General features: G+C 41.0%; 24 protein-coding genes. 16 read left to right on the top strand and 8 right to left on the bottom strand.

From position 1 onward, the window contains the following. Window positions 1–11: 11 nt before the first annotated feature. The 4 genes from J2S74_RS23775 to J2S74_RS23760 all read left to right on the top strand — a co-directional run bounded on the left by J2S74_RS23775 (window position 12) and on the right by J2S74_RS23760 (window position 3,991). On the top strand, window positions 12–884 hold the full coding sequence (locus J2S74_RS23775) for an NAD(P)-dependent oxidoreductase (protein ID WP_307331082.1): 873 nt from the start codon (window positions 12–14) through the stop codon (window positions 882–884). Window positions 885–1,053: 169 nt separating this feature from the next. Beyond that, window positions 1,054–1,758 (top strand): NAD(P)H-binding protein, encoded by a 705-nt coding sequence (locus J2S74_RS23770; RefSeq protein ID WP_307331079.1) that lies wholly within the window; start codon window positions 1,054–1,056, stop codon window positions 1,756–1,758. After that, window positions 1,742–3,523, top strand: coding sequence for a M3 family oligoendopeptidase (locus tag J2S74_RS23765; RefSeq protein ID WP_307331076.1), 1,782 nt, complete (start codon window positions 1,742–1,744; stop codon window positions 3,521–3,523). Before J2S74_RS23770 ends, J2S74_RS23765 begins: the two co-directional genes overlap by 17 nt. 168 nt (window positions 3,524–3,691) lie before the next feature. Next, window positions 3,692–3,991: a YwdI family protein gene (locus tag J2S74_RS23760; RefSeq protein WP_307331073.1), complete on the top strand. Its 300-nt coding sequence runs from the start codon at window positions 3,692–3,694 to the stop codon at window positions 3,989–3,991. 84 nt (window positions 3,992–4,075) lie between these two features. On the opposite strand, the gene J2S74_RS23755 is transcribed toward J2S74_RS23760, so the two are convergent. Beyond that, window positions 4,076–4,702: a GNAT family N-acetyltransferase gene (locus tag J2S74_RS23755; protein ID WP_307331071.1), complete on the bottom strand. Its 627-nt coding sequence runs from the start codon at window positions 4,700–4,702 to the stop codon at window positions 4,076–4,078. 218 nt (window positions 4,703–4,920) lie between these two features. On the opposite strand from J2S74_RS23755, the gene J2S74_RS23750 reads away from it, so the two are divergent. Together J2S74_RS23750 and J2S74_RS23745 are read left to right on the top strand one after the other, a co-directional pair. After that, a complete protein-coding gene (locus tag J2S74_RS23750) occupies window positions 4,921–5,247 on the top strand; it encodes a hypothetical protein (protein ID WP_307331069.1) in 327 nt (108 codons plus the stop codon). Between the two features lie 93 nt (window positions 5,248–5,340). Beyond that, entirely contained in the window at window positions 5,341–5,712 is a 372-nt protein-coding gene (locus J2S74_RS23745) for a DUF423 domain-containing protein (RefSeq protein WP_307331066.1), read from the top strand. 62 nt (window positions 5,713–5,774) lie between these two features. On the opposite strand, the gene gerQ is transcribed toward J2S74_RS23745, so the two are convergent. The 4 genes from gerQ to J2S74_RS23725 form a co-directional block, all read right to left on the bottom strand. Next, window positions 5,775–6,353, bottom strand: coding sequence for a spore coat protein GerQ (gene gerQ, locus J2S74_RS23740; protein ID WP_307331063.1), 579 nt, complete (start codon window positions 6,351–6,353; stop codon window positions 5,775–5,777). 91 nt (window positions 6,354–6,444) lie between these two features. Further along, complete coding sequence (locus tag J2S74_RS23735) at window positions 6,445–6,876, bottom strand: cell wall hydrolase (protein ID WP_307331061.1); 432 nt, start codon at window positions 6,874–6,876, stop codon at window positions 6,445–6,447. Between the two features lie 337 nt (window positions 6,877–7,213). Then, window positions 7,214–7,957, bottom strand: a complete 744-nt coding sequence (gene hemQ / locus J2S74_RS23730; protein ID WP_307331060.1) for a hydrogen peroxide-dependent heme synthase — start codon at window positions 7,955–7,957, stop codon at window positions 7,214–7,216. Between the two features lie 129 nt (window positions 7,958–8,086). After that, on the bottom strand, window positions 8,087–10,015 hold the full coding sequence (locus J2S74_RS23725; protein ID WP_307331058.1) for an oxidoreductase: 1,929 nt from the start codon (window positions 10,013–10,015) through the stop codon (window positions 8,087–8,089). Window positions 10,016–10,289: 274 nt separating this feature from the next. Between J2S74_RS23725 and pta the strand changes: the two genes are divergently transcribed. Next, complete coding sequence (gene pta, locus J2S74_RS23720) at window positions 10,290–11,267, top strand: phosphate acetyltransferase (protein ID WP_307331135.1); 978 nt, start codon at window positions 10,290–10,292, stop codon at window positions 11,265–11,267. Between the two features lie 301 nt (window positions 11,268–11,568). Beyond that, complete coding sequence (locus J2S74_RS23715) at window positions 11,569–12,447, top strand: polysaccharide deacetylase family protein (protein ID WP_307331056.1); 879 nt, start codon at window positions 11,569–11,571, stop codon at window positions 12,445–12,447. Window positions 12,448–12,492: 45 nt separating this feature from the next. Here J2S74_RS23715 and J2S74_RS23710 read toward each other — a convergent pair whose 3' ends face one another. Continuing rightward, a complete protein-coding gene (locus tag J2S74_RS23710; RefSeq protein ID WP_307331054.1) occupies window positions 12,493–13,311 on the bottom strand; it encodes a lipoate--protein ligase family protein in 819 nt (272 codons plus the stop codon). Between the two features lie 221 nt (window positions 13,312–13,532). Between J2S74_RS23710 and J2S74_RS23705 the strand changes: the two genes are divergently transcribed. The 4 genes from J2S74_RS23705 (at window position 13,533) to J2S74_RS23690 (ending at window position 16,178) form a co-directional block, all read left to right on the top strand. Then, window positions 13,533–13,769 (top strand): YuzB family protein, encoded by a 237-nt coding sequence (locus J2S74_RS23705; protein ID WP_307331052.1) that lies wholly within the window; start codon window positions 13,533–13,535, stop codon window positions 13,767–13,769. Window positions 13,770–14,048: 279 nt separating this feature from the next. Beyond that, window positions 14,049–15,356: an HD domain-containing protein gene (locus tag J2S74_RS23700; protein ID WP_307331049.1), complete on the top strand. Its 1,308-nt coding sequence runs from the start codon at window positions 14,049–14,051 to the stop codon at window positions 15,354–15,356. Window positions 15,357–15,359: 3 nt separating this feature from the next. Then, on the top strand, window positions 15,360–15,866 hold the full coding sequence (locus tag J2S74_RS23695; protein ID WP_307331047.1) for a YwgA family protein: 507 nt from the start codon (window positions 15,360–15,362) through the stop codon (window positions 15,864–15,866). 120 nt (window positions 15,867–15,986) lie between these two features. After that, window positions 15,987–16,178, top strand: a complete 192-nt coding sequence (locus J2S74_RS23690; RefSeq protein ID WP_307331044.1) for a hypothetical protein — start codon at window positions 15,987–15,989, stop codon at window positions 16,176–16,178. A gap of 317 nt (window positions 16,179–16,495) precedes the next feature. On the opposite strand, the gene thmT is transcribed toward J2S74_RS23690, so the two are convergent. Further along, window positions 16,496–16,681 (bottom strand): 2-hydroxymuconate tautomerase, encoded by a 186-nt coding sequence (gene thmT, locus J2S74_RS23685; RefSeq protein WP_307331041.1) that lies wholly within the window; start codon window positions 16,679–16,681, stop codon window positions 16,496–16,498. A gap of 394 nt (window positions 16,682–17,075) precedes the next feature. Here thmT and J2S74_RS23680 point away from each other — a divergent pair, with 394 nt between their 5' ends. Further along, window positions 17,076–17,603, top strand: a complete 528-nt coding sequence (locus J2S74_RS23680; protein ID WP_370876059.1) for a YwhD family protein — start codon at window positions 17,076–17,078, stop codon at window positions 17,601–17,603. A 335-nt stretch (window positions 17,604–17,938) separates the two neighbouring features. Here the strand turns inward: J2S74_RS23680 and J2S74_RS23675 are convergent, their stop codons facing one another. After that, a complete protein-coding gene (locus J2S74_RS23675) occupies window positions 17,939–20,020 on the bottom strand; it encodes a transglycosylase domain-containing protein (RefSeq protein WP_370876058.1) in 2,082 nt (693 codons plus the stop codon). Between the two features lie 245 nt (window positions 20,021–20,265). Here J2S74_RS23675 and speE point away from each other — a divergent pair, with 245 nt between their 5' ends. From speE to argS, 3 genes are all read left to right on the top strand, one after another. After that, window positions 20,266–21,093 carry a spermidine synthase gene (gene speE, locus J2S74_RS23670; RefSeq protein WP_307331036.1) on the top strand — a complete coding sequence of 276 codons (828 nt, stop codon included), beginning with the start codon at window positions 20,266–20,268 and terminating at the stop codon, window positions 21,091–21,093. 203 nt (window positions 21,094–21,296) lie between these two features. Then, window positions 21,297–21,740, top strand: a complete 444-nt coding sequence (locus J2S74_RS23665; protein WP_307331033.1) for a YwiB family protein — start codon at window positions 21,297–21,299, stop codon at window positions 21,738–21,740. Window position 21,741: 1 nt separating this feature from the next. Then, entirely contained in the window at window positions 21,742–23,412 is a 1,671-nt protein-coding gene (gene argS, locus J2S74_RS23660; protein WP_307331030.1) for an arginine--tRNA ligase, read from the top strand. Window positions 23,413–23,491 lie beyond the last annotated feature (79 nt).

Below are 23,491 nucleotides of genomic sequence, written 5' to 3'. Positions count from 1 at the left end.
AGGAAAATAAAATGGGCGAAAAGAAGGTAATCGGTTTTATCGGTACAGGAGTTATGGGGAAAAGCATGGCAAAGCATCTCATGAACGGTGGACATGAGCTCAATGTTTATAACCGTACAAAGGAAAAGGCTGTAGAGTTGCTGAATAACGGTGCGAATTGGTGTGGAACGGTAGCAGAGCTTGCGGAGAAATCGGATGTAGTTATTACGATAGTTGGCTTCCCATCTGATGTGGAAGGGGTTTATTTGGGGTTAAATGGTATTCTAAACCATGCTCGTCCAGGCTCCTATGTGATTGATATGACAACATCCAAGCCACTTTTGGCGAAGAAAATCAGTGATGAAGCGAAAAAGAAAGGTATTTTTGCCTTAGATGCCCCAGTTTCTGGAGGCGATATTGGCGCACGTGACGGAAAACTAGCCATTATGGTTGGGGGAGAAAAGGAAGCCTTTGACGAAATGCACCCAATCTTTTCATTAATGGGTGAAAACATTCGCTTACAAGGACCAGCAGGATCAGGGCAGCATACGAAAATGGCCAACCAAATTGCCATCGCTAGTACCATGATGGGGGCATGTGAAGCCATTGTTTACGCTAAAAAAGCAGGGTTAGATCAAAGGGAAGTCCTAAAAAGTATTGAAACGGGTGCCGCAGGCAGCTTTACCTTAAGTAAATTAGTTCCGCGAATGATTGACGGAGATTTCGAACCAGGTTTCTACATTAAACATTTCATAAAGGATATGAAAATAGCTATAGACTCCGCAGAGGAATTAGGCTTAAAGACACCAGGATTAACCGTAGCAAAGGGGTTATATGAGCAATTGGCAGAGCAAGGAGAGGAGAACTCCGGAACCCAAGCCCTATACAAGTATTACCTTCAGTAAAAGCTTTTTCGCATATAATGTTATTTATTTTGATTACTCGATTTAGACGTTAAAGAGATGTTTTTTACAGGAAAAAATTTTTCGGGTTTCGAAATAGTAATCCTTTCATTTTTCGCATTATTCATGATACATTGATAATAATACGGTTATTAATCAGGGGTGAAATGGCTTGAAAAAGGCATTGGTTGCTGGTGCTACAGGGTTAATTGGTAAAAATGTCCTTGTGGAGCTTGTCCAAAGTGGGTCATATGATGAAATAAGAATCGTAACCCGGAGGAAAACCAATATTGACCAACCTATCGTGAAAGAGTATGTGATAGATTTTGACCAATTAGAGAAGCATTCGGAACTACTTCACGGTGTTGAGGATGTTTTTGTCTGTTTAGGAACCACCATGAAGAAAGCAAAATCTAAAAAGAAATTCATGAAGGTAGATTATACGTATCCTTTGAAGCTGGGGAAACTGGCAAAGGAAGCAAATGTGAGACAGTTTTTAATCGTGACGTCTATTGGGGCAGATCGTGATGCAGCATTTTTTTATAGCCGTGTAAAAGGAAAGCTTGAAGAAGCACTTGTTGCTTTAGAGCTTCGTTCCTTACATATTTTTCGCCCGTCTCTTCTTGTTGGAAAAAGGGAAGAGCTCCGAATTGGAGAAAAAGCAGCAGAGGTCATAGGAAAACCCTTATCCATATTCCTCGTAGGACCGTATGGAAAGTATAAACCAGTAAAGGGAACGTACTTGGCAAAGGCGATGTACATGGTGGCACAGGAGGAAAGCAGCGGTGTCCATATTTACGAGTCAGACCAAATACGTCTATTAGGAGAAGAAATACAACATAGTTACAGGAGGGTTCGGGATGACGGCAAAGTATAAACAGGTTTGGGATTTAGATGCAATTTTTGAAGGGGGAACTAGTGAGTCTCCAGCATTAAAAGCAGCCATTGCAGAATTAGAAAAGGAATTAAAAATATTTCAAACAGACGCAGACAATGCTTCAGATAGTGTTGAGGAATGGGCAGGATTAGTAAACCGTGCCCAAGAGGTTGGAAAAAAGGTTAGGGAAGTTGGGGCATTTGTGGGCTGCTTGCTAGCTCAAAATGTGAAGGATGATAAGGCAAAATTATTAGGTGGAACAACAAAACAGCTTGCTTCTAACTATGCTTCCATTTTAACGACTATCGATGAAAAACTTTTAGCATTCTCTGAACAGGAGTGGAATCAATTCATTGCTTTAGGGGATATGAAGGAAATTGTCTTTAACTTAAATGAGCGCCGTGAAAACGCAAAGGATAAGCTTCCAGCCGACAAAGAAAAGCTTATTCAAGCGTTAGGTGTAGATGGTTATCACGCTTGGGGTGATTTATATAGCACCATCGTTGGCCGCATGTCCGTTGAGATTGAAGAGGATGGCGAAAAGAAATCATACTCTGTAGGGCAGGCAGCAAACAAAATGAGCAGTTTTGATCGTAACTTCCGTAAACATGTTTTTGACCAATCAGAAAAAGCATGGGAACAAGAATCTGAACTTTTTGGTAACACATTAAATCATTTAGCAGGCTTCCGTCTTCAAACATACGAAGCAAGGGGCTGGGACGAGGTATTGAAGGAGCCACTACAAATTAACCGCATGAAGAAGGAAACACTTGATGTCATGTGGGATACGATTACGAAAAACAAAGATACCTTCGTCAAATACATGGAGCGTAAAGCTGAGCTATTAGGCATTGATAAATTGGCTATGTATGATGTAAGTGCACCACTTTCTGAGAACGTTGAAGAAGTAAGCTACGATGAAGCAGCGGAAATGATCGTGGAGCAATTTAATAAGTTCAGTCCCAAAATGGGTAACTTTGCACAAATGGCTTTTGATAAAGAGTGGATTGAAGCAGAAAGCCGCCCAGGAAAGCGCCCAGGTGGATTCTGTACAAGCTTTCCAGTAAGTGAGCAGTCCCGTATTTTCATGACATACAGCGGATCAGCATCTAACGTAGCAACTTTAGCTCACGAGCTTGGCCATGCCTATCACCAATATGTCATGAATGATCTTCCGCAAATGTCCCAGCGCTATGCCATGAACGTAGCAGAAACAGCATCAACATTCGCTGAAATGATTGTTGCTGACGCTACAGTGAAACAGGCAAAAACAAATGAAGCGAAGATTCAATTATTAGACGATAAATTGAATCGCAGCGTAGCATTCTTTATGAACATTCACGCACGCTTCTTGTTTGAAACAAGATTTTATGAGGAACGTAAAAAAGGTCTTGTTAGTGTACCACGCTTAAATGAATTAATGGTGGAAGCGCAGAAGGAGGCATACTGTGACGGCCTTAGCGAGTACTCACCATACTTCTGGGCATCAAAGCTTCACTTCCATATTACAGGGGTACCATTCTATAACTTCCCATATACATTCGGGTACCTGTTCAGCATGGGAATTTACGCAAAGGCCGCAGAAGAAGGAGAAGCTTTCGAAGACCGCTACATCGAACTTCTTAGAGACACTGGTCGCCTAGAAGTGGAAGAACTAGCGAAAAAACACCTAGATGTGGACCTAACTCAACCAGAATTCTGGCAAAAAGCCATCGACCAAGTAAAAGCAGACGTAGACACATTTATGGAACTTACTGATAAGTAAGTTGTAATGAGCGGAATGGCCGTAATCTTTTAAAAGTCTCTATGAGTGTTCTTCTCATAGAGACGCACGGCCAATGGAGCCATTACCATTATTACTGATGTCTGTCTTAACATTGACCTTTTGGCACATCCTATTTTTAAAGACCTAATATAAGAGGTGTAGACAAAGATGAATATACCAGCAAGAATTGTAGTTGAAAAAATGGAAGAAGAATTAATTAAGCTAAAAGCAACACTGGAGGATGAATCATCTTCAGCTTATCGTGATCAAGCAATGGCAATTAAAACCTATTGTGAATTGCTTCTTTCTTCCTCACAGTCTGCAGGAACAACAGCTCCAAAAGTGAAGCATGCAACAGTTGAAGATGTTACAGGTAAAAAATCACGTTCTATCACAGACGAAATAGAACGTCTAACAGTTTATGACGAAGATGAAAAACCGGAAAGTGACAGCTTGCTTGATTTTTAATGAAAAATTAGCTTAAGAAGATAATGAAAAAACGGTAACCTAAAGCAAGTTTAAGTTACCGATCTTGTACTTAAAATATGCAACCTATTCTATTTCGGGATTCCGCCACTCCACAATAACCGCATAATTCAATGATTCTTCATCATCTAAGTATCCTTCCATGATTTGGATTGGCTTCAACCCTTGGCGAAGCATAAACGATAATACCAAGTCTTTAATCTCCCCAGACACAACCTTTTCCACATATTCTTCAACGGACATGTCCTCAGCATGCTCATGAAAATTTGGAATTCGGCATCCCGCTAAATACCTCTTCAATCCAAGCTCCACTACTAATTTTTTCCGCGCTTCATATAATGCTCCTGCAATTCCCTGCCCCCGAAACTTCGGGCGTACACACACATCAATTCCGTATAAGGAATCACCATCAGGTTCATGGCTTCCTTTTATATATCCGTTATCGGCCACTTCTTCCCAAGTATGGGGAGAACCATCGTATTTAATTATAAGGGAGGTTGCTGAACCGGCAGGCGCCCCATCATACTCTGCAATCATGCCCCCTTGTGGGAACGTATCCACATGGGCTTGAATTTGTTCCCGATTCCACCATAGATCCTCAGGGAAGGGAGGTGGAAATGCTTCTTTTTGGATGGTTAAAAGCTTATTAAAGTCATCCATTGTGTATGTACGGACCGTTACCTTTTCCTGCATCAGAACCACTCCTTTTATTTTTTCAAAACTCCCATGTCTTATTAGACACCACGATAAATGAAAACTACTTTTGGCAGTGCTAAATTTGGAAGTTGCTTTACGCTTCAGCCTCCTTAAATATAAATAATTATAGTCCATAAAAGTTTTTGCGTGCAAAGAAAAGGAATACATTCTTTAAAAAAGTTCGGAAAAAATAGAGAGAAAGGAGGTTTAGTACTATGAATTTTATCAATGGGCAAGCTAGTTGGACAGCAGGACTTCCAATATTTTTAGTCCCAACAGATAACTTGGACAACGTAACGGATAGGAATATGAAATTGAATGACGATCGCTACGAGCTTTTTGTTAATAATCATTTTGTGGGCACTCACACTATGCTTTTACCAAAAGAAGATGCATCCATTGTATCGGATTTTTTACATGAACAAGGCTTTAAGCATGTTAATTTAGAGGTTACCGGAGACCACATCATTATTCATACAGATTCTCGGGAAGAAGCGCAACAAATGGAAAAGGCATTAAGGGTTTTTTCCGCAAACAGATAAAATTAATGCCACTCATGTTTTTGGAAAAATACGGTTTTCTATGCTATCCTTTGATCAGACGTAAATTACATTTGATCAAAGGAGACGACATGTATGAAATTGTTTTTAATACTAGGGAGCTTAAGTGCTTTTTTATTTGTAGCGTTAGGAGCATTCGGTGCTCATGCATGGAAACCAAGACTTGAATCGGCGGGGTACTTAGAAACATTTCAGACCGCGGTACAATACCATATGATACACGCCCTTGCCCTAATTGCTGTTGCAATCTTGACACAATTCCTTCCATCTTTAGGACTCCTTAATGGAGCAGGATGGGCGTTCTTTATAGGGATAATTTTGTTCTCAGGAAGCCTTTACGTTCTGAGCTTAACGGGGATTTCAGTTCTAGGTGCCATCACCCCCTTAGGAGGACTAGCATTCCTAATCGGATGGGTACTACTGTTTATTGCTGCGCTCCAAATATAAATGAAAAGAGGATGCCCCAATAAGGAAGTGTATTCCTTTTGGGTCATCCTCCTTTTTATTGCCTACTCATCATCCCGTGGAGCGTATGTTGCTAATCCTGTCTGTGGAGCAGCTTGCTGTTGGCCGTAATATTCTGCAAAATTATTCTGTGCAGTTGCTCCAGGCCAATCATACTCATACTTCAAAGGCTCATCGAAGGTGACATAATCAAGGTTAACCATAAGTAATAAGAATCGCTTACCAGTTTGAGGATCACTTAAAATAATATGGTCCCTACCAGCTGCTTCTACAACTCCTTTAAATACCTTTGCATTCCAACGCTCATTATTTTCGAAAGTCATGTAGAATGTACCAACTTTTCCTCGATTTAAACGAAGAATATTTTCAATAAAGGATTGCTCTAATGGAAGCTGACCTTCTGCCGGTGGTGGAGGTGCAGGCTGCTGCTGAGCAAATCCTGGCGTTGGAAAACCAGCCCCAGGTTGTTGAAAGCCCGCTCCTGTTTGTGGAAAGCCAGTTCCTGGTTGTTGGAAGCCGGCTCCGGTAGGGAAACCTGCGCCAGCACCTGCAGGGACTCCTGTTCCAGTTGGGAAACCTCCAGTACCAAATCCTCCGTATGGTGGAAAACCTTGTGAGTACATACGATCACTCCTTCTTTTTAATTAAAATTCAACCTTAAAACTGATGCTCTCTTTTTTTTTTAATGAAAAAGTAACATAAATCTCTTTTTACCTAGTAGGTAGAATAAACTGACGGACACTCACTCGCTAACGGAGTATAGAAACAATGCAATTTATACCGGCCCGAGTTCCATTGACCCCACCACTGAGCAGGGCAAGCCCCTTCAGGTCTGAAAAACCACAATGCAAACTCTGCAGGATGATAACGCTCACCTTTAATAAGCTTCCGAGCTAACCGCATATCCTTCTCCCGAGCATGCTGATAAAAATAACTCTTTTGAACCGCCTCAAAACCACCAGGAGACTGAAAGACCATCTTTTCCACATTGATAATATCCTCAAAATCAAGGCAATTAGCCCGAACCCTATTCACCATTACATTTCCAGCCTTAAGCATTCCAAGTTCGCCTTCACCCTCAGCCTCAGCCCTCATCAAACGGCCCAACAACTTAACATCCTTTTCCCGAGCCTTAATTACAGCCATCAAAACACCCCCTTTGAACAAATCGATGCAAAATCATGTTGAAGCAGGAGCATTTAAGACGTAAATATACCGCCTATAATCATCAATGCTACAATCACTATTGTATGTTTATGACTAAAGAAAGGTGCCTATGACACAAGACAAACTGATAAAAATACCCATCCTTTTTTCCAAAGAAAAATCCCACAGGAGTCTCGCGGAGCTTCACTCATTCCAATGCAGTTTTAAATTTTCATACTCAGTGGTGGGGAATTATCATACTCCATAGTGAAAATTTCGTTTGCGAGGAGGGCTACATAAAAAAACCGCCCTTTTTATAAAAGGCGGTTGGACAGTTTTAAATGTGTAAAAAAGATTTTATTTTAGAATCCTCTAGAAGCGTACCGACGAAGAAGGAACCGAACTCACCAAATCGGGCACTTACTTCATCAAATCGCATTTCATAAACAAGCTTTTTAAATTGAAGCACATCGTGTGCAAAGAGAGTAACTCCCCATTCCCAGTCATCAAAGCCTACAGAGCCCGTAATAATTTGACGGACCTTACCAGCATAACCACGGCCAATCATTCCGTGGCTGCGCATCATCTTTTGACGTTCTTCCATAGAAAGCATATACCAATTGTCATTACCTTGACGACGCTTGTCCATTGGATAGAAGCAAACGTATTGCCATCTTGGTAAAATTGGTTTCAAGCGAGCTTGAATTTCTGGATCCTCATTTGGATCCTTATCAGCAGGAAGGTAGTTACTCAATTCCACAACAGACACATAGGAATTTGCCGGAATAGTATATTCTGCAAATCGTGTTTTATTAAACTCATTTTCTAGCACATTAAGTTCATCCATTGTTGGACGCAGCAACATAATCATGAAATCCGCCTTTTGTCCAACAATCGTATATAACGCATGGCTTCCTTCAAACTGCGCTTGCGTCGTATTCCATTTATCTAGTAAATGAAGAAATTCACCCATAATCGTTTCCCGCTCTTCTGAATCAAGCTTTCTCCATGCTGCCCAGTTCATCGTACGGAAATCATGAAGACAATACCATCCTTCTAGCGTTTTTGCCGGTTCACTCATTAACCTTCACTCCATTCAAGATAATCATTAACGGTATGTACCTGAAAAAATATATTTTTCTCCTTACATTATACTTGTTCCACACGGAAAAACCAAACCAGGGGCCTAAAAAGCCCCCCTTAAAATTGCTTAGATTTTCCTACCTACTATAGCTCCGTCATAAATAGCATTTTTCGCATCCAAGCCTAAGGCATGCTTTGCTCCGCCAATAACATGAATACTTTTTCCCAGCCGTTTCAATTGGTCTGCAAGCTCATTATTTACTAATTGGCCCGAAGCGAGAATAACGGTGTCGCCGGAAATAATATGCTCTTTTCCTTCACGTGAAAAAAATACAGTAGCACCTTCCATTTTGTTATAACTTTCAATCCCGCCAATCATTTCAACCCCCTTTTGCCGTAACTCCATTAACGTAGCCCAGCGGGTTGTTTTCCCAATACCTCGGGCAAAGGATTTTCCACGTTGAAGAAGAGTAATCTTCTCTGTAGCTTTTTCCTTTAAAAACAAAGCTAAGTCACAGGCAATACCACCACCACCAATAATGACAACCTCCTTGCCATAAGGAGCAATCCCCTCAAAAACATCCCGATAAGATACTACGGAAGGATTGTCAATGCCAGGAATATTGGGAATCCTCGGCTTTATGCCCGTTGCTATCACAATTTCGTCTGCCTCATGAACAAAGGAGCTGTTAGCAGTTGCTTGTTTATTTAATATTACTTTTACACCAAGGAGTTCTAACTGTACTCGATAGTAACGTAATGTTTCATAGAATTCCTCTTTCCCTGGAATACGCTTAGAATAATTGAGTTGTCCGCCGATCTCCCCGTTTTGATCAACAAGGGTTACGGAATGCCCCCTTTCTGCAGCCACTCGGCTCACTTCTAACCCGGCAGGACCCCCTCCAATAACCAGTACTTTTTTGGGGTGGAAGGTAGGGTTTAAAGAAAGTTCCGTTTCTCGCCCTGCTTCTGGGTTCACAAGACAGGAGGCAGGCTGTCCTTCAAATACATGATCGAGACAGGCCTGATTACAAGCAATACAAGTATTGATCTCATCAAATCTGCCTTCCAATGACTTTGCTAAAATTTTCGGATCCGCTAAAAAAGGCCGGGCCATAGATACTAAATCCACCGTACCCTTTTCCAAAATCCGATTGGCATCTCGTGGGTCGTTTATCCGATTACTGGCCACAACGGGAATATTCACGTGCTGTCTTATTCCTTCTGCCACGGGGACAAAGTTCATTCTCGGTACCTTCATGGATATGGTAGGTACCCGGGATTCGTGCCAGCCTATTCCTACATTTAATAGATCCACACCTGCTTTTTCCAATGCCTGAGCCCATTGAAAGGTTTCCTCTTCAGTTGTGCTGTTTTCAATCAAATCTAAACCAGACATGCGAAAAATAATTGGATAATCACGCCCAACTGCTTCCCTAACTGCCTTTACAATGTTTAAGGAAAAGGCGATGCGATTTTCAAAGCTGCCTCCCCAAGCATCTTTCCTTTTGTTCGTTACGGGAGAAACAAATTGATTGATTAAATATCCTTCCGACCCCATAATTTCTATAGCATCAAACCCTGCTTCTTTTGCACTTCTTGCTCCTGTTGCAAAATCCTCAATGGTCTTTAAAATATCACCGTGACTTAATTCTTTAGGTACGTCAGGATTAATGGGTGACTTTAGAGAAGAGGGGGCCACTGGGTCCATGCCTGTAAGGGTCTTATAGGCATATCTACCTGCGTGAAAAAGCTGGAGAGCGATGGCAGCCCCTTCGTTATGTATTGCTGCCGCTAATGGTTTCCACCTTTCCACATCCTTTTCCTCATATATAGTCATGAAATCTAAACCACCGCTGCCTTCTTTGTTAACAGCTGCACCTCCAGTTACAATTAGGCCAACATTGTACTTGGCTCGCAGTCTATAAAACTCTGTTAATTTTTCCACTCCATTTTCTAAACCTTCTAAGCCAACATGCATAGATCCCATAATGACACGATTCTTTAAGGTAAGTGTGTTGATGGATATGGGCTTAAACAGTGCTTCACAACTCATGATTTTCCCCCTTTTAAAAAATCTTATGTGTAAACCACTCTATTATCATAATAGTTAGAAAATGAATGACTATTCATTAATTATACTAAAGATTACAAAAATAGGGAAACGTAAATACTGTTTTTAATGGGAAATGGAGCGATTGTGAAAAAGTGTACATTCAGAAAATTTAAACTTTCCCATTTTTACCATGGAATAATTTATTTTTTCATGAAGAAAGAGTATCCTTATGGATAGTAAAAGAGAAGTACTGGAATTAAAGGAGGAAATGAAAGTGAGTGACATGTTTACTGCCATTGCAAAGAAAGTGAAAGAAGCATACCCAACCATTATTTTTCCAGAGGGTACAGATGAGCGGATTATGGAGGCTGCTGTCCGACTGAAAAAAGAAGGGATATTGAATCCTGTTCTAATAGGGAAACACCAAGTTATGGAGCCGAAGGCATCGGATTTTGGATTAGACATTTCCGATTTGGAAATCATTGATCCTCAAGATTACCCCGACTATGAAGAGCTAGTAGAAGCTTTCGTAGAACGTCGTAAAGGAAAGGTAACACCTGAACAAGCGCGGGAAATTCTACAAAACCCAAATTACTTCGGAACAATGCTTGTATACCTAAATAAAGCTGCAGGTCTTGTAAGTGGTGCGATTCATTCCACAGGGGACACTGTTCGACCTGCCCTGCAAATTATTAAAACAAAAGAGGGCGTTAAGAAAACTTCAGGAGTATTCGTCATGGTAAAGGGAGACCAGCGTTTTATTTTTGGCGACTGTGCTATTAATATTGCTCCAGATGCAAATGACCTTGCAGAAACAGCAGTGGAAGCAGCAAAAACAGCCCGCGTATTCGACATTGATCCGAAAGTTGCCATGCTAAGCTTCTCAACAAAAGGATCTGCAGTGAGCCCGGAAACGGAAAGAGTAGTGGAAGCAACAAGAATTGCAAAGGAAAAGGCCCCGGAGCTTGTCTTAGATGGAGAATTCCAATTTGATGCAGCATTCGTTCCTTTGGTTGCAGAGAAGAAAGCCCCAGACTCTCCATTAAAAGGGGAAGCAAATGTATTTATTTTTCCAAGCCTTGAGGCAGGAAATATTGGCTATAAAATTGCCCAACGCTTAGGGGAGTTCGAAGCCATTGGACCAATCCTCCAAGGCTTAAACAAACCAGTAAATGATTTATCCCGTGGTTGTAATGCAGAGGACGTGTACAAGCTAGCCTTAATCACAGCCATGCAAGGAATGACAGAATAGTATTTAATGAGGAGGCTGGGACATAACTAAAGTGTTTAATCGGAAATACGAACAATACACTACCTTAGGGAAGTATGTTTCCGAAGCGGGTAGATTGCACCTACATCGAGTTTGTTCGGATTTTTTATTAGTAAAAATACTTTTGTCCCAGCCTCCTTTATTAAGGCAAACCCTTTCTTTTCTTTAAAATCACCAACATTTTCTTCACATGGTACAAGTAAAACTATCGAAAGATAATAAAAGAAAGCTCAAGATTCATGTAGTCTTGTGCTTTTTTAAGTTAGGTTAGGAAACTTAGAGGGTGAGGAAAGTTGGTGATGGCATGAAGCGGCAAATTGTCTTAATGACAGTTTTCATTTTCTCCATTTTTATAATAACTGGATGTGGAATGGGCCTGAATTGGGGTGGTAAAGAGCGCTCTGCTAGGGAACTGATCCAACGAGATAATATAAAGATAGTGGAGCGGGAACAAATAAATTACTTTGCCCGATTTCAAGATGAAAATAATCGTGGTACTAGTCCGAATGAAGGTGAAACGGAAGGGAAAAATCGAATCGTCTACTTAACTTTTGATGATGGACCTACAGAAAATACCCAAGGTATTTTATCAATTTTAAAAGACTTTAATGCAAAAGCAACTTTTTTTGTTAATGGACGTGAATCTGATTTTGCAAAAAAAATATATCAGCAAATTGTTCTAAATGGGCATGCCTTAGGGAACCATACTTATTCCCACCAATATGAGATAATCTATTCTGACCTTTCCAACTTCAAAGCTGATTTTTATGAACTACAAGCGCTCCTGAAAGAAACAACAGGAGTCGAACCGAAATATTTTCGCTTTCCAGGGGGTTCCAACTCAACACGTGCTCATCAACACGGTGGAGAACAAATACTTTGGGAAATCCGCAGCTTTTTAGATAATAACGGCTATGTTTTCTTTGATTGGAACGTAGATTCAAGGGATTCCGCCGTGCAAAATCAATCAAAGGAAGTTATCATTCAGGAAACATTGGCCCAAGTAAAAGGAAAGAATCAAGCTATTGTTATATTTCACGATGGGCCAAATAAAGAAAGTACCGTGGAAGCACTGCCAGCCATCCTCGATCAATTGGCTAAGTGGGGCTACAGCTTTAAAACATTATCCAAGGATGCACCAAAGCAGCATTTTCAACTTTAATTAGGTAGGGTTTTTTTGGCCCCGGGTCACCTACCCCGGGGTCAGTTAATTAAGTTTCTCATTTCGTTTAATCATCCGTGCTAAATTATCCTCATACCATTCCAAATCCTGTTCAGTAAGCTGATACGTATCAAGACGATCACTTAATGAAGCTAGATGCAGAAGTAAAGAATGGATGAGTCCTTCCACTGAATATTCCTTCTCAGCTAATTCTGAAATAGAAGCCATTTTCGCAGGGATAATTTTTGGATATTCATATTTTGTCGGGGCTCCTTGAATAGCCTGTCCATAAAATTCCTTAATTAATGTTGCCCGTCGAGAACCACTGCCGTTAACAGCTAAATATATTTGAACAGCTACTCCGCCACGGAGGCGTCGTTGAGAAATTCCAGCAAATTTTTTTCCTCCAATACTTAAATCGTATCTCCCAGGGCAATAGGACTCTTTCACTTCCCCATCCACAACCGAATTTCCAAGCTCTCCTAATAATAGTCGGATCATAGATACCATCAATTCATAGCCGTGATCGATAGACATTCCTTTATTATCTTGAAAAACGAGGGATATGTTAAGGACATCCTTATCTAAAACAACTGCTAATCCCCCTGAATTCCGGACAATCACCTCATAACCTTGTCCCTGTAAAAAGGCAATACCATTTTCGATATGTGGAAGCCGGTGGTCCTGAATACCGAGTACAACTGTTTTTTCGTGTACCCATGTCCTGGCGATTCCCCAATCAGGCTTCTCAGAAATTCTCCGGCATAATGTATCATCTATGGCAAAGGACTGCATCGGATTCATTCCTAGCCCTGTAACAGATTGATCAAGAAAAAACCATTGCTTACGATAAAGGTCAGACATGATCGAAACTCCTTTTAAAAAATAAAAATTGGATTAAAACAACTTTTTCCAGTCTATACAAGAAATAAGAGGGTCTTACAACTAAACTTCATGAGTATATCATAATTCATGAAAAATTGGACAACCTTACCGTTGCAATTAGAAGCCAAATCGTTGTAAAATACTCGATAGTGAAAAAAATTAGTACGTCCCACAACGGACTTAGAAGGATGTGGTGATTGATGGCAAATGAATTTCGTATTTGTGATGATTGCCAGGCCACAAATATAAATACGTTAGTACCACAGCTAAAGAAGTTAGATCCGGACGCTGAAATAAAAATTGCATGTCAATCCTATTGTGGGCCAGGTCGAAAGAAAGCATTTGCCTTTGTGAACGACCGTCCTGTCAGCGCTCCTGATGAACAACAACTCCTTGAAAAAGTACAAAAACGAATGAAAAAAGTGGCCAAGGTTTGATTTAAAGGTTCTACTAAGCATTTTTAGTTCACCTTTATAAGCTAAATTAGGTCTATTATATGAGCTATTTCTAACTTCCTTGTTAGAAGTAGCTTTTCTCTTCGAAGACTGCATTCTCCACATTTTAGCAAAAAACTACATTTTACATTAAAAAATTCTCAACTTTTGGAAATTTACTCGATGTTTTTCGTCATTATTTTTAGTATAATAAAAGATAACAAACAGGATACAGTGAATGGTATCTTCACAATGAGTTTTTAAAGAGGAAAGGAGCCTCAGATGGCTGGGCGATTTGGCATTTTAGATGAAGAAAAAGTGTTTAAAGATCCTGTACACCGCTACATACATGTTCGTGATGAGCTCATTTGGGAGCTCATAGGGACCCGTGAATTTCAACGTTTGCGGAGAGTTCGACAATTGGGGACCACTTACTTAACATTTCATGGGGCAGAGCATACAAGATTCAATCATTCGTTAGGAGTATATGAAATCATGCGCCGTATGATTGAAAATATGGAGAAGAAGGAGCCGTTATGGGATCCGGAAGAACGTCTTGTCTGCTTATCTGCAGCCCTTCTTCATGACATTGGTCACGGTCCATTTTCCCACTCCTTTGAAAAGGTATTTCACACGGACCATGAGGAATGGACCAGGGAGATCATTCTAGGTGACACGGAGGTAAACCGAGTTTTATCCGGAATGGGTGCAGACTTCCCAAAAAAGGTAGCAGACGTTATTGCGAAAACCTATACGAATAAGCTCGTAGTGAGTTTAATCTCCAGTCAAATTGATGCTGACCGAATGGATTACTTGCTGCGAGATGCCTTTTATACTGGGGTAAGCTATGGACAATTTGATATGGAGCGAATTCTGAGAGTTATGCGTCCCACAGAGGACCAAGCTGTATTTAAAATTAGCGGTATGCATGCTGTAGAGGATTACATAATGAGCCGTTATCAAATGTACTGGCAGGTATATTTTCATCCTGTAACAAGAAGTGCAGAGGTTATATTAAGCAAAATTCTTCACCGCGCCAAGGAGCTTTACGAGAAGGGCTATGAATTTCAGGATAAACCAAAGCATTTTTCCTCCCTTTTTGCTGGAAAAATGACGTTGGAAGACTACTTAAAATTGGACGAGTCCGTCATTCTTTACTATTTTCAAGAATGGCAGGAGGAGAAGGACCCTATTTTACAGGACCTTTGCTGCAGGTTTATGGATCGCCGTTTATTTAAATATATTGAATGCGACCCTAGTGTTCAAATGGAAATTTGGCCTGAATTAAATCAATTATTTACAAAAATCGGGCTGGAGCCGAACTACTATCTTGTAATCGACTCTTCATCAGATTTACCATACGATTTTTATCGACCAGGGGAAGAAGAGGAACGATTACCAATACATCTATTGAAACCAAATGGAGATTTACGAGAGCTTTCAAGGGAGTCAGACATTGTGGAAGCCATATCTGGGAAAAAGCGTACTGACCATAAGCTATACTTCCCAAAAGATTTACTGGAAGACAAAAGCAAATTTGCGGAAGAGAAACAAAGAATTTTAGAGCTACTCATGGCACAGGAGGGGTAACGGGTGTTACAAGAGCACTGTAAACTATTAGCCTTATTTAAACAAACTGGGGAAATTGTAGGCAGAAAAAAACTGCAAAAGATTATTTATATAGCAAAAAAGCTTCATTTTCCATTTTATGAAAAATATCAATTCCATATTTATGGACCATACTCTGAGGAGTTAAATCTTCGAGTAGAGGAAATGTCTCATCTTACCTTTGTGGAAGAGGTAAAAGAAAACAAGGGCGGCTATTATCAATACCGCTATTCCCTTTCTAAGAAGGGGGAGGAATTTCTACAGTTATCGGAATATGAACTGCCAGAAGCGAAGGGTGTCTTTCAAAATATGAATCAGCAAAGCTCTCGTTTCTTAGAGCTTGTCTCTACTGTCCTATTTTTTGAGGATCTATCGAAGGAAGAGGTAAAAGAGAAGGTTTTTACCCTTAAAGCAAAGCAAAATTATACAGACGAAGAAGTGGAAAATGCATATAAATACATTGATAGTCTTCGAAATATGTTAGTACAATAATACAAGATACGCCCGGTTACAGTAACTGGGCGTTTTTAATTTTCTGTTCTATCAGGAATGTAAAAGGAGTACATATAAAGAGAAGGAATTTGTTTCCTAATACACAAGGAGGTGTACCTAATGCCAACATGGTTAATTGTAGTCTTAGTAGTAGCCGTCCTTGCCATCATTGTTGTCTTAGTAAAAACCAAAGGGTCCAGTTCAGCGTTGAATGAAGAGGATAATAAAGTAACATGCAAAAGCTGTAATGCAGTCATTCCAGATAATTATACAAAGTCATTATGCCCAGAATGTAAAGCATTCTTAACTTAAACGTCCATAAAAATAAGAGGTTGGGACAAAAGCGTTTTCTCCAATGAGAAATCCGAACGGAGCCTATAAATCGCTTCGGAAATATATTTCGCTTTCCGCGGGTAGCTGGTGAGCCTCCTCGTGCATACGCACTGTGAGGTCTCACCTTTGCCTTTGCTGTGGCCACTGAAAAAGATAAAAAGCGATCTTTTTCAGTGGCCTCGCCTTTGCTCCCGCTGGAGTCTACGTATATTTCCTACGCTATGGTATTGCATTGTTCGTATTTTCATTTAAACACTTTAGTTATGTCCCAGCCTCTTATTTTAGTTGTTTTGTAATTACTGATCACTTACCCGTTTTCCAGCTACACCATAGTGATTTGGTGACATTTCTTCGATAATAACAGCTACCTTTTCCTTTGGAGCCTTCGTTGTTTCTGAAACGGCATCAGTCACCTTTTCCACAAGCTCTCTCTTCTGCTCATCAGTACGACCTTCAAGCATTTTTATTGTTACAATTGGCATATAAATCTCCCCCTTTCAGTTATATGTATTGCTTAATATGTGAAAAATAGAGAAGTCACAAACCATACTTCTCCTACCTAATTGTAACAGTTTTGCAAATACCAAAGGTAGCCACAAATAACAGCAACAACAAAAAATACATATTTACAATTTGCTAATTTCGCCTAGTGCTATTTTTTCAAAAATTGAAGGAGTGGAGGCGGTGGCTCCAGCGGGAAAAGGAACATGGTCTTATGGGACGAGTAATTGCAAGAGCACCTCTTTTGAAAATGAGCTTTTGTAATTTTGTGACACTGTATTTTTCAAAAAACTAATTTCTCATATGTGCATGGTGAAAACATTCTGTGATAAACTGAAAAAAATGATATTTGGATTTTGAAAGCGAGGGTAAAGGATGGACGATTTGTTTAAAAAGAAAACAGGTGGAAAAAAGGGTCAAGGATTTAATATTTTGACCTCCGATTCCACAGATGGTCATGGTGGTTACGGTGCTGGTACCCTGAATTTAAATAATGTTTCTCCAGTTTTTGTTGACATTGAAGAAGGGGAAGCCTTTGTAGATATGGGGGCGCTTCATGCCCGCAGTGTGGTTGAAAAGGGGATTAAATTCCTCCCTAATAAGGATGAGGTACCTAATGGAAGACCATATTGGCTAGTTTGGGTAACGGTTGATCAACGAAACGGAGGTCCAGCATATACTGGAGTGGCAGCTTGTGAGCTAACGGTTGACCGTTCTATCCGCCGCGGTTACAAAAACTTCCCAGAGCATGTAAATAATATGGATCGTTCCTTAAAAGGTCGAATTATAGTTGATCACATGGACGATACTTCCAAAAAAATATTAGGGGATTACTTAAAAAAATTTAATGAAGAAATGTGGAATCGCTCTGATGACAAATTAAAAGAGGATCTATCCGTTTAAGTCCGTTCGTCAAGGTTTTATATAAGGCTGACTTCGTCACACTTTAATGCATTTTTGAAAAGCTTGGAGAAGGGGAAAGCGTCCGCCTGTAGCTTATCCAAGTTATATAATATACACTTAATAATAGCATCTTTTAGAAAACAGCCTTTATAAAAATAGCGAGAAAGTTTTAAAATGTGAACAAAGTGTGAACAGACTTTGTAACTCCTTGCAAATGGGAGGTTTACATCGTAAACTGAAACCGACACACAAAGAAATACTAAGACAAAAGGCAGGCGAGGGATTCTATCCTTCGCCTGCCTTTGTTTAATCTCGATCATATTTTGTACAAAACATTAACTTAACCAGTCGAAAATTTTATCCAGCCATTTATCTTTTTTCTCTTCCTCTGTTTTTTGATGAGGGTCAAGCTCCTTTTCCACGCTTGCTTCATCTTGGAGATGTTCCGTACAATGCTCTGTCGGCTCCGTTCCGGCATAAAATAGAGTAGGCCTTTGTACAGGACATTCTTCCGTTGCCAGCTTTCCGTTAAATGGATTAATGGTTACCTCCACAACATTATCTGGTACATCAAATTCAAGCTTTTCTTGATCCTTTAATGCTTCTTCCATAAATTTTCCCCAAATAACCTTAGAGAAATTGGCGTCACCTGATTGAAGTTCTTGGCCATAGTCATAACCGACCCAAACGCCGGTTAATAGCTGTGGCGTATAGCCAATCATCCAGCTGTTAAATTCATTGGAACCGCTTTTTCCGGCTATTGGTCGGTCAACCATATGGGTAAGACTACCACCAGTGACAGCAGCATAGCTAGTTAAATCAGGTTCAAACATTCCTTCCATCATGTTTGTCATGATTGCAGTTAACTCTGGGTTTAATGCCGGTTCGCCAACCATTTCTGCTTCATAAAGGATGTTCCCGTCCCGATCAACTACCTTTTCCACAAAGTGAGGTTCAACGATATGGCCTCCGTTAGCAAAAGGACTATAGCTCTTTGTCATTTCTAAAACGCCCACATCGAAAGCCCCTAATGCAAGGGAAGGGTTACGAGTATCCATCTCACTTTCGATACCAAATCTCCGTGCCGTTTCTTTCAACGTGTCAAATCCTAATAGGAAATGGGTTTTCACCGCATAGATATTATCAGAAACTGCCAGTGCCTGCAGCATTGTTACATAATCATCTGCGTATTTATCAAAGTTTGTGGGATTATAGTCATCGGCACCATCATTATAAAGAAACTTAGTTTCTTCACTTAATAGCATGGAGTTAGGACGGAATCCGTGTTCTAATGCAGCGTAATATAAAATTGGCTTAATGGCCGAACCGGGATGCCTTCTAGCCTGGGTTGCCCGATTAAAGTTGCTTTCCTCAAAATTTTTTCCACCAACCATCGCTTTGACAGCACCATTCCTTGGGTCCATAGACACTAAAGCAGTTTGTAATTCTCCCCTGTCAGCCAACTCTTCCTCCACAAATCGCTCGGCATTGTTTTGTAATTCATAGTCCAACGTCGTGTGTATTTCAAGGCCTCCATGTTCTAGAACAAGAGGGTCAATCCCTAAATCATCTCTCAGCCACTCTATTACAGTCCTTTGGAAATAAGGTGCCACCTGCTTTGCAACCACATCATCATCGATCGCAAAGGTTAATTCCTCTGTTGCATATTCGTTTCGCTGTGCAGACGTTATGAACCCCGCTTCTTCCATTGTATACAATACCGTTTCCTGTCGTTGCTTTGCTCGTTCAGGATTAATGAATGGGGAATAGATACTTGGTCCCTTTGGAATTCCAGCAAGCATCGCAGCCTCAGCCTTCGTTAGCTCCTCGGCATTCTTTTGAAAATAAACGTTAGCAGCGGCTTCAATGCCGTAAGCCCCATGACCATAGTAAATCGTATTTAAATACCCCTCTAAAATCTCTCGTTTAGTATAATGGAGCTCTAATCGAAGGGCATAGAATGCCTCATCCATTTTTCTTGACCATGTTTTATCATGATTTAAATATAGATTTCTCGCATATTGCTGTGTAATCGTACTTGCCCCTTGTGCCATAGATCCAGATCGTAAATTGGCTACGACCGCTCCACCAATTCGAAAAAAGTCGAAGCCGAGATGATCAAAAAACCTGCGATCCTCAATCGCTAAGGTTGCTTCCACAATGGCATCACTCATATGCTCTAAGGGAATCCAATGACGATTTTGCCCATGATGAAATTCTCCAATAACTTCTTCGTTGGAGGCGTACATAACCGTTGTTTCAGGTACGGACAACGATGGTGCTTCCAAATGATAGGCGTAGGATACAACTGCAGCCACAGCTCCAAGACCTAACGTTAAAAACAAAATACTGCTGAAAAATAAACGCCGCCATAGCCGCTTACGCTTTCTATATGCCGTTCTCGTTAACACTTCCAATTGTAATCCACCCCCCGATGTCTCACAGAACTAAATTTTCGTCTGTCATTATTACCACAGTTTTCCACAACAAAAAGATCATTATACTTGCATAATGAGAAAGATTATTGGGAACTAGGGATTGGGGTTTTAAAGTATTCCATTTATCGGATAAAATTGGTTGAAATCGCTGAAGATAAGGGAAAGGAATAATAAAGATTTATTTTGTACATAGCAGGCGAGAAAGAAGAGGTGTATTTAAAACGATGGAACTTTGGTTTACAGAGAAGCAGACAAAGGATTTTGGAATTACGATGCGAGTAAAAAGGACATATGTCAGTGAACAAACGAATTTTCAAAAATTAGATATGGTGGAGACGGAGGAATTTGGCAATATGCTATTGTTGGACGGCATGGTAATGACTACAGAGAAGGATGAGTTTGTTTACCATGAAATGGTGGCACACGTACCATTATTTACCCATCCGAATCCGAAGAAGGTCCTTGTTGTGGGCGGAGGTGATGGGGGAGTGATTCGTGAAATTTTAAAGCATCCACAGGTAGATAAGGCAACTCTTGTGGATATTGACGGAAAAGTCATTGAATACTCCAAGGAATATTTACCGTCTATTGCTGGAAAGTTGGATGACTCCCGTGTAGATGTTCAAGTGGACGATGGCTTCATGCATATTGCCAAAAGCGAGAATGAGTATGATGTGATTATGGTAGATTCCACAGAGCCAGTTGGACCTGCCGTTAATCTGTTTACGAAGGGTTTCTATGAAGGGATTTCCAAGGCTTTAAAAGATGATGGTATTTTTGTAGCTCAAACGGACAATCCTTGGTTTCATCAGGATCTCATAAGAAACGCTTTTCGTGATGTAAAGGAAACGTTCCAAATTACTCGTTTATATACGGCAAACATCCCTACTTACCCTAGTGGCCTTTGGACCTTTACTTTAGGTTCAAAAAAATATGATCCACTGGAGGTTACGGAGGATCGCTTTCATGATATAGAGACGAAGTATTATACTCCGGAGCTTCACCGAGCGGCTTTTGTTCTTCCAAAGTTCGTGAAGGATTTGACAGAATAGGGCACGGCAAAAGAATAGTTTGGAAGGCTGTCTCCTGTTAGTGGAGGCGGCTTTTTATTTTAAATAAGAACTATATTGATATCGGGTAAAAAAATTTTTTTCATGGAAAATGTAAAAAAGGGTTGAAAATGGGTTAGGCTTGAAGGAAGTAGGGGAACTTCGATATAATAGATTAGTTATTAATATAGTAGGGGTTTGGTTTTATGGAAGGTACAAGGGGCATTCCTGTGGCGATACATATGGAAACGACGATTCGTGATGGTGTGCATAAGGAGTCGAATGAGTTGTCTGCAACGGGGCTTTTGTTTAAGCGTGGGGTGACGACGTTTGTCCGTTTTGAGGAGCCTGTTGAGGATGATGGGAGGGCGACGATGCAGACTTTGAAGATACAGGAGAATGAAATGTCCGTGTCTCGTAAGGGGGCGTTGACGATGAATCAGCGTTTTATTCCGGGTACGGTGACGGAAGGGATGTTTCATAGTCCTTATGGTCAAATGGCGATGCGGACGGATACGAAGGATATGGATTTCCAATGGAATGAGCTTCTTAAGGTGGGGACGCTGCGACTTCGCTACTCTCTCCATCTGCAGGGCTCTATTGCTGGGGATTATGATATGCATGTAACGATTAGGGAGGTTTCGGGATAAGATGAGTCAAGTGGAACAGGTTAAGGAGCAGTTGAAGAGTGAAATTATTGCTGCGGTGTTGAAGGCAGGTTTGGCTGCGGAGGAAGAGCTGCCGAATGTGGTGATTGAGTCGCCGAAGGAAAAGGAGCATGGGGACTATGCTACGAACATGGCCATGCAACTGGCGAGGGTTGCTCGAAAGGCGCCGCGGGCTATTGCCGATGAAATTGTGGCGAATTTTGATCGTGCTGCAGCTAGCGTGGATAAGTTGGAAATTGCGGGTCCAGGATTTATTAATTTTTTCATGAAGCAGGATTATTTATCAGATGTGGTAGCGACTGTTCTGGAACAGGGTGATGCTTATGGGAATACTGAATTTGGTGGCGGCAAGCGAATTCAAGTGGAGTTTGTTTCGGCAAATCCAACAGGAACGCTGCATTTAGGACATGCCCGTGGAGCTGCTGTAGGTGATTCATTGTGTAATATTTTGGAGAAAGCTGGCTATGAGGTGGCTCGGGAATATTATATTAACGATGCTGGAAATCAGATTGAGAACTTGGCTCGCTCCATTGATGCTCGGTATTTCCAGGAGTTAGGTGAGGACGTGGCAATGCCGGAGGACGGTTACCATGGTCAAGATATTATTGATTTTGCGAAGGAAATAGTGGATACTTACGGCGATCGATTTAAAGAGGGTTCCGAAGAGGAGCGGTTGGCCTTTTTCCGGGAGTATGGTTTGAAGCGGGAGTTAGATAAATTGCAGGAGGATTTGGCCGATTTCCGTGTGACGTTTGATAACTGGTATTCCGAGACTTCTTTATATACGTCTGGGAAGGTGCAGGCGGTTCTTGATGAGCTTAAGGATCGTGGTGAAACGTACGAAGAAGGGGGCGCCTTATGGTTCCGTTCCACGGTGTATGGGGATGATAAGGATCGGGTTTTGGTGAAGAGTGATGGGTCGTATACTTATTTGACGCCGGATATTTCTTATCATAAGGACAAGTTTGCCCGTGGTTTTGAGGAGCTTATTAACATTTGGGGAGCGGACCATCATGGTTACATTCCTCGAATGAAGGCTGCTATTCAAGCGCTGGGATACTCGGCGGATCAATTGTCCGTTCAGATTATTCAGATGGTGAACCTCTTTGAAGACGGCGAAAAGGTGAAGATGAGTAAGCGTACAGGAAAGGCTGTCACCATGCGTGATTTAATGGAAGAAGTAGGTATCGATGCTACTCGTTATTTCTTTGCTATGCGCGCTGCGGATACTCATTTAGACTTTGACATGAGCTTGGCCAAGTCCCAATCGACGGAGAATCCTGTTTATTACGTACAGTATGCCCATGCGCGGATTTGCAGTATGTTAAGGCAGGCTCTTGAAGCTGGGTATGAAGTGGATCGCGGTGCGGACTTTGGGTTGCTCGTTTCGGAGAAAGAGCTTGATTTGATGAAAAAATTAGGGGAGTATCCGGAAGCGGTAACGGATGCGGCGAAAAAGCGTGCGCCGCACCGCATGGCTAACTATGTTTATGACTTAGCACAAGCGTTGCACAGCTTCTACAATGCGGAGAAGGTAATAAACGAAGAAGATGCAGCGTTAACCAAAGCAAGATTAGGGTTGATGGAAGCAGTGAGGAATACCATTTCCAATGCGTTAAAGCTTGTAGGAGTAGAAGCACCGGAGAAAATGTAAACGAAAATAATATTACCTTGCGCCAAAGGGGAGAGAAGAGCCCCTTTGGCGTTTTAATATTGATTTTGGTGGAGAGTTA

The organism is Evansella vedderi (assembly GCF_030813435.1).
Lineage (GTDB): Bacteria > Bacillota > Bacilli > Bacillales > Salisediminibacteriaceae > Evansella > Evansella vedderi.
This window is presented reverse-complemented; position numbering and strand designations above follow the sequence as displayed.

Bases quoted from the DNA above. Each gene is read 5' to 3' on its own strand.
- J2S74_RS23745 (WP_307331066.1), top strand. From the start codon at position 5,341: ATGAAATTGTTTTTAATACTAGGGAGCTTAAGTGCTTTTTTATTTGTA.
- J2S74_RS23735 (WP_307331061.1), bottom strand. From the start codon at position 6,876: ATGGCTGTAATTAAGGCTCGGGAAAAGGATGTTAAGTTGTTGGGCCGT.
- J2S74_RS23750 (WP_307331069.1), top strand. From the start codon at position 4,921: ATGAATTTTATCAATGGGCAAGCTAGTTGGACAGCAGGACTTCCAATA.
- J2S74_RS23690 (WP_307331044.1), top strand. From the start codon at position 15,987: ATGCCAACATGGTTAATTGTAGTCTTAGTAGTAGCCGTCCTTGCCATC.
- J2S74_RS23665 (WP_307331033.1), top strand. From the start codon at position 21,297: ATGGAAGGTACAAGGGGCATTCCTGTGGCGATACATATGGAAACGACG.
- J2S74_RS23760 (WP_307331073.1), top strand. From the start codon at position 3,692: ATGAATATACCAGCAAGAATTGTAGTTGAAAAAATGGAAGAAGAATTA.
- J2S74_RS23765 (WP_307331076.1), top strand. From the start codon at position 1,742: ATGACGGCAAAGTATAAACAGGTTTGGGATTTAGATGCAATTTTTGAA.
- J2S74_RS23725 (WP_307331058.1), bottom strand. From the start codon at position 10,015: ATGAGTTGTGAAGCACTGTTTAAGCCCATATCCATCAACACACTTACC.
- speE (WP_307331036.1), top strand. From the start codon at position 20,266: ATGGAACTTTGGTTTACAGAGAAGCAGACAAAGGATTTTGGAATTACG.
- J2S74_RS23710 (WP_307331054.1), bottom strand. From the start codon at position 13,311: ATGTCTGACCTTTATCGTAAGCAATGGTTTTTTCTTGATCAATCTGTT.
- J2S74_RS23755 (WP_307331071.1), bottom strand. From the start codon at position 4,702: ATGCAGGAAAAGGTAACGGTCCGTACATACACAATGGATGACTTTAAT.
- argS (WP_307331030.1), top strand. From the start codon at position 21,742: ATGAGTCAAGTGGAACAGGTTAAGGAGCAGTTGAAGAGTGAAATTATT.
- hemQ (WP_307331060.1), bottom strand. From the start codon at position 7,957: ATGAGTGAACCGGCAAAAACGCTAGAAGGATGGTATTGTCTTCATGAT.
- gerQ (WP_307331063.1), bottom strand. From the start codon at position 6,353: ATGTACTCACAAGGTTTTCCACCATACGGAGGATTTGGTACTGGAGGT.
- J2S74_RS23705 (WP_307331052.1), top strand. From the start codon at position 13,533: ATGGCAAATGAATTTCGTATTTGTGATGATTGCCAGGCCACAAATATA.
- J2S74_RS23680 (WP_370876059.1), top strand. From the start codon at position 17,076: ATGGACGATTTGTTTAAAAAGAAAACAGGTGGAAAAAAGGGTCAAGGA.
- J2S74_RS23700 (WP_307331049.1), top strand. From the start codon at position 14,049: ATGGCTGGGCGATTTGGCATTTTAGATGAAGAAAAAGTGTTTAAAGAT.
- J2S74_RS23775 (WP_307331082.1), top strand. From the start codon at position 12: ATGGGCGAAAAGAAGGTAATCGGTTTTATCGGTACAGGAGTTATGGGG.
- thmT (WP_307331041.1), bottom strand. From the start codon at position 16,681: ATGCCAATTGTAACAATAAAAATGCTTGAAGGTCGTACTGATGAGCAG.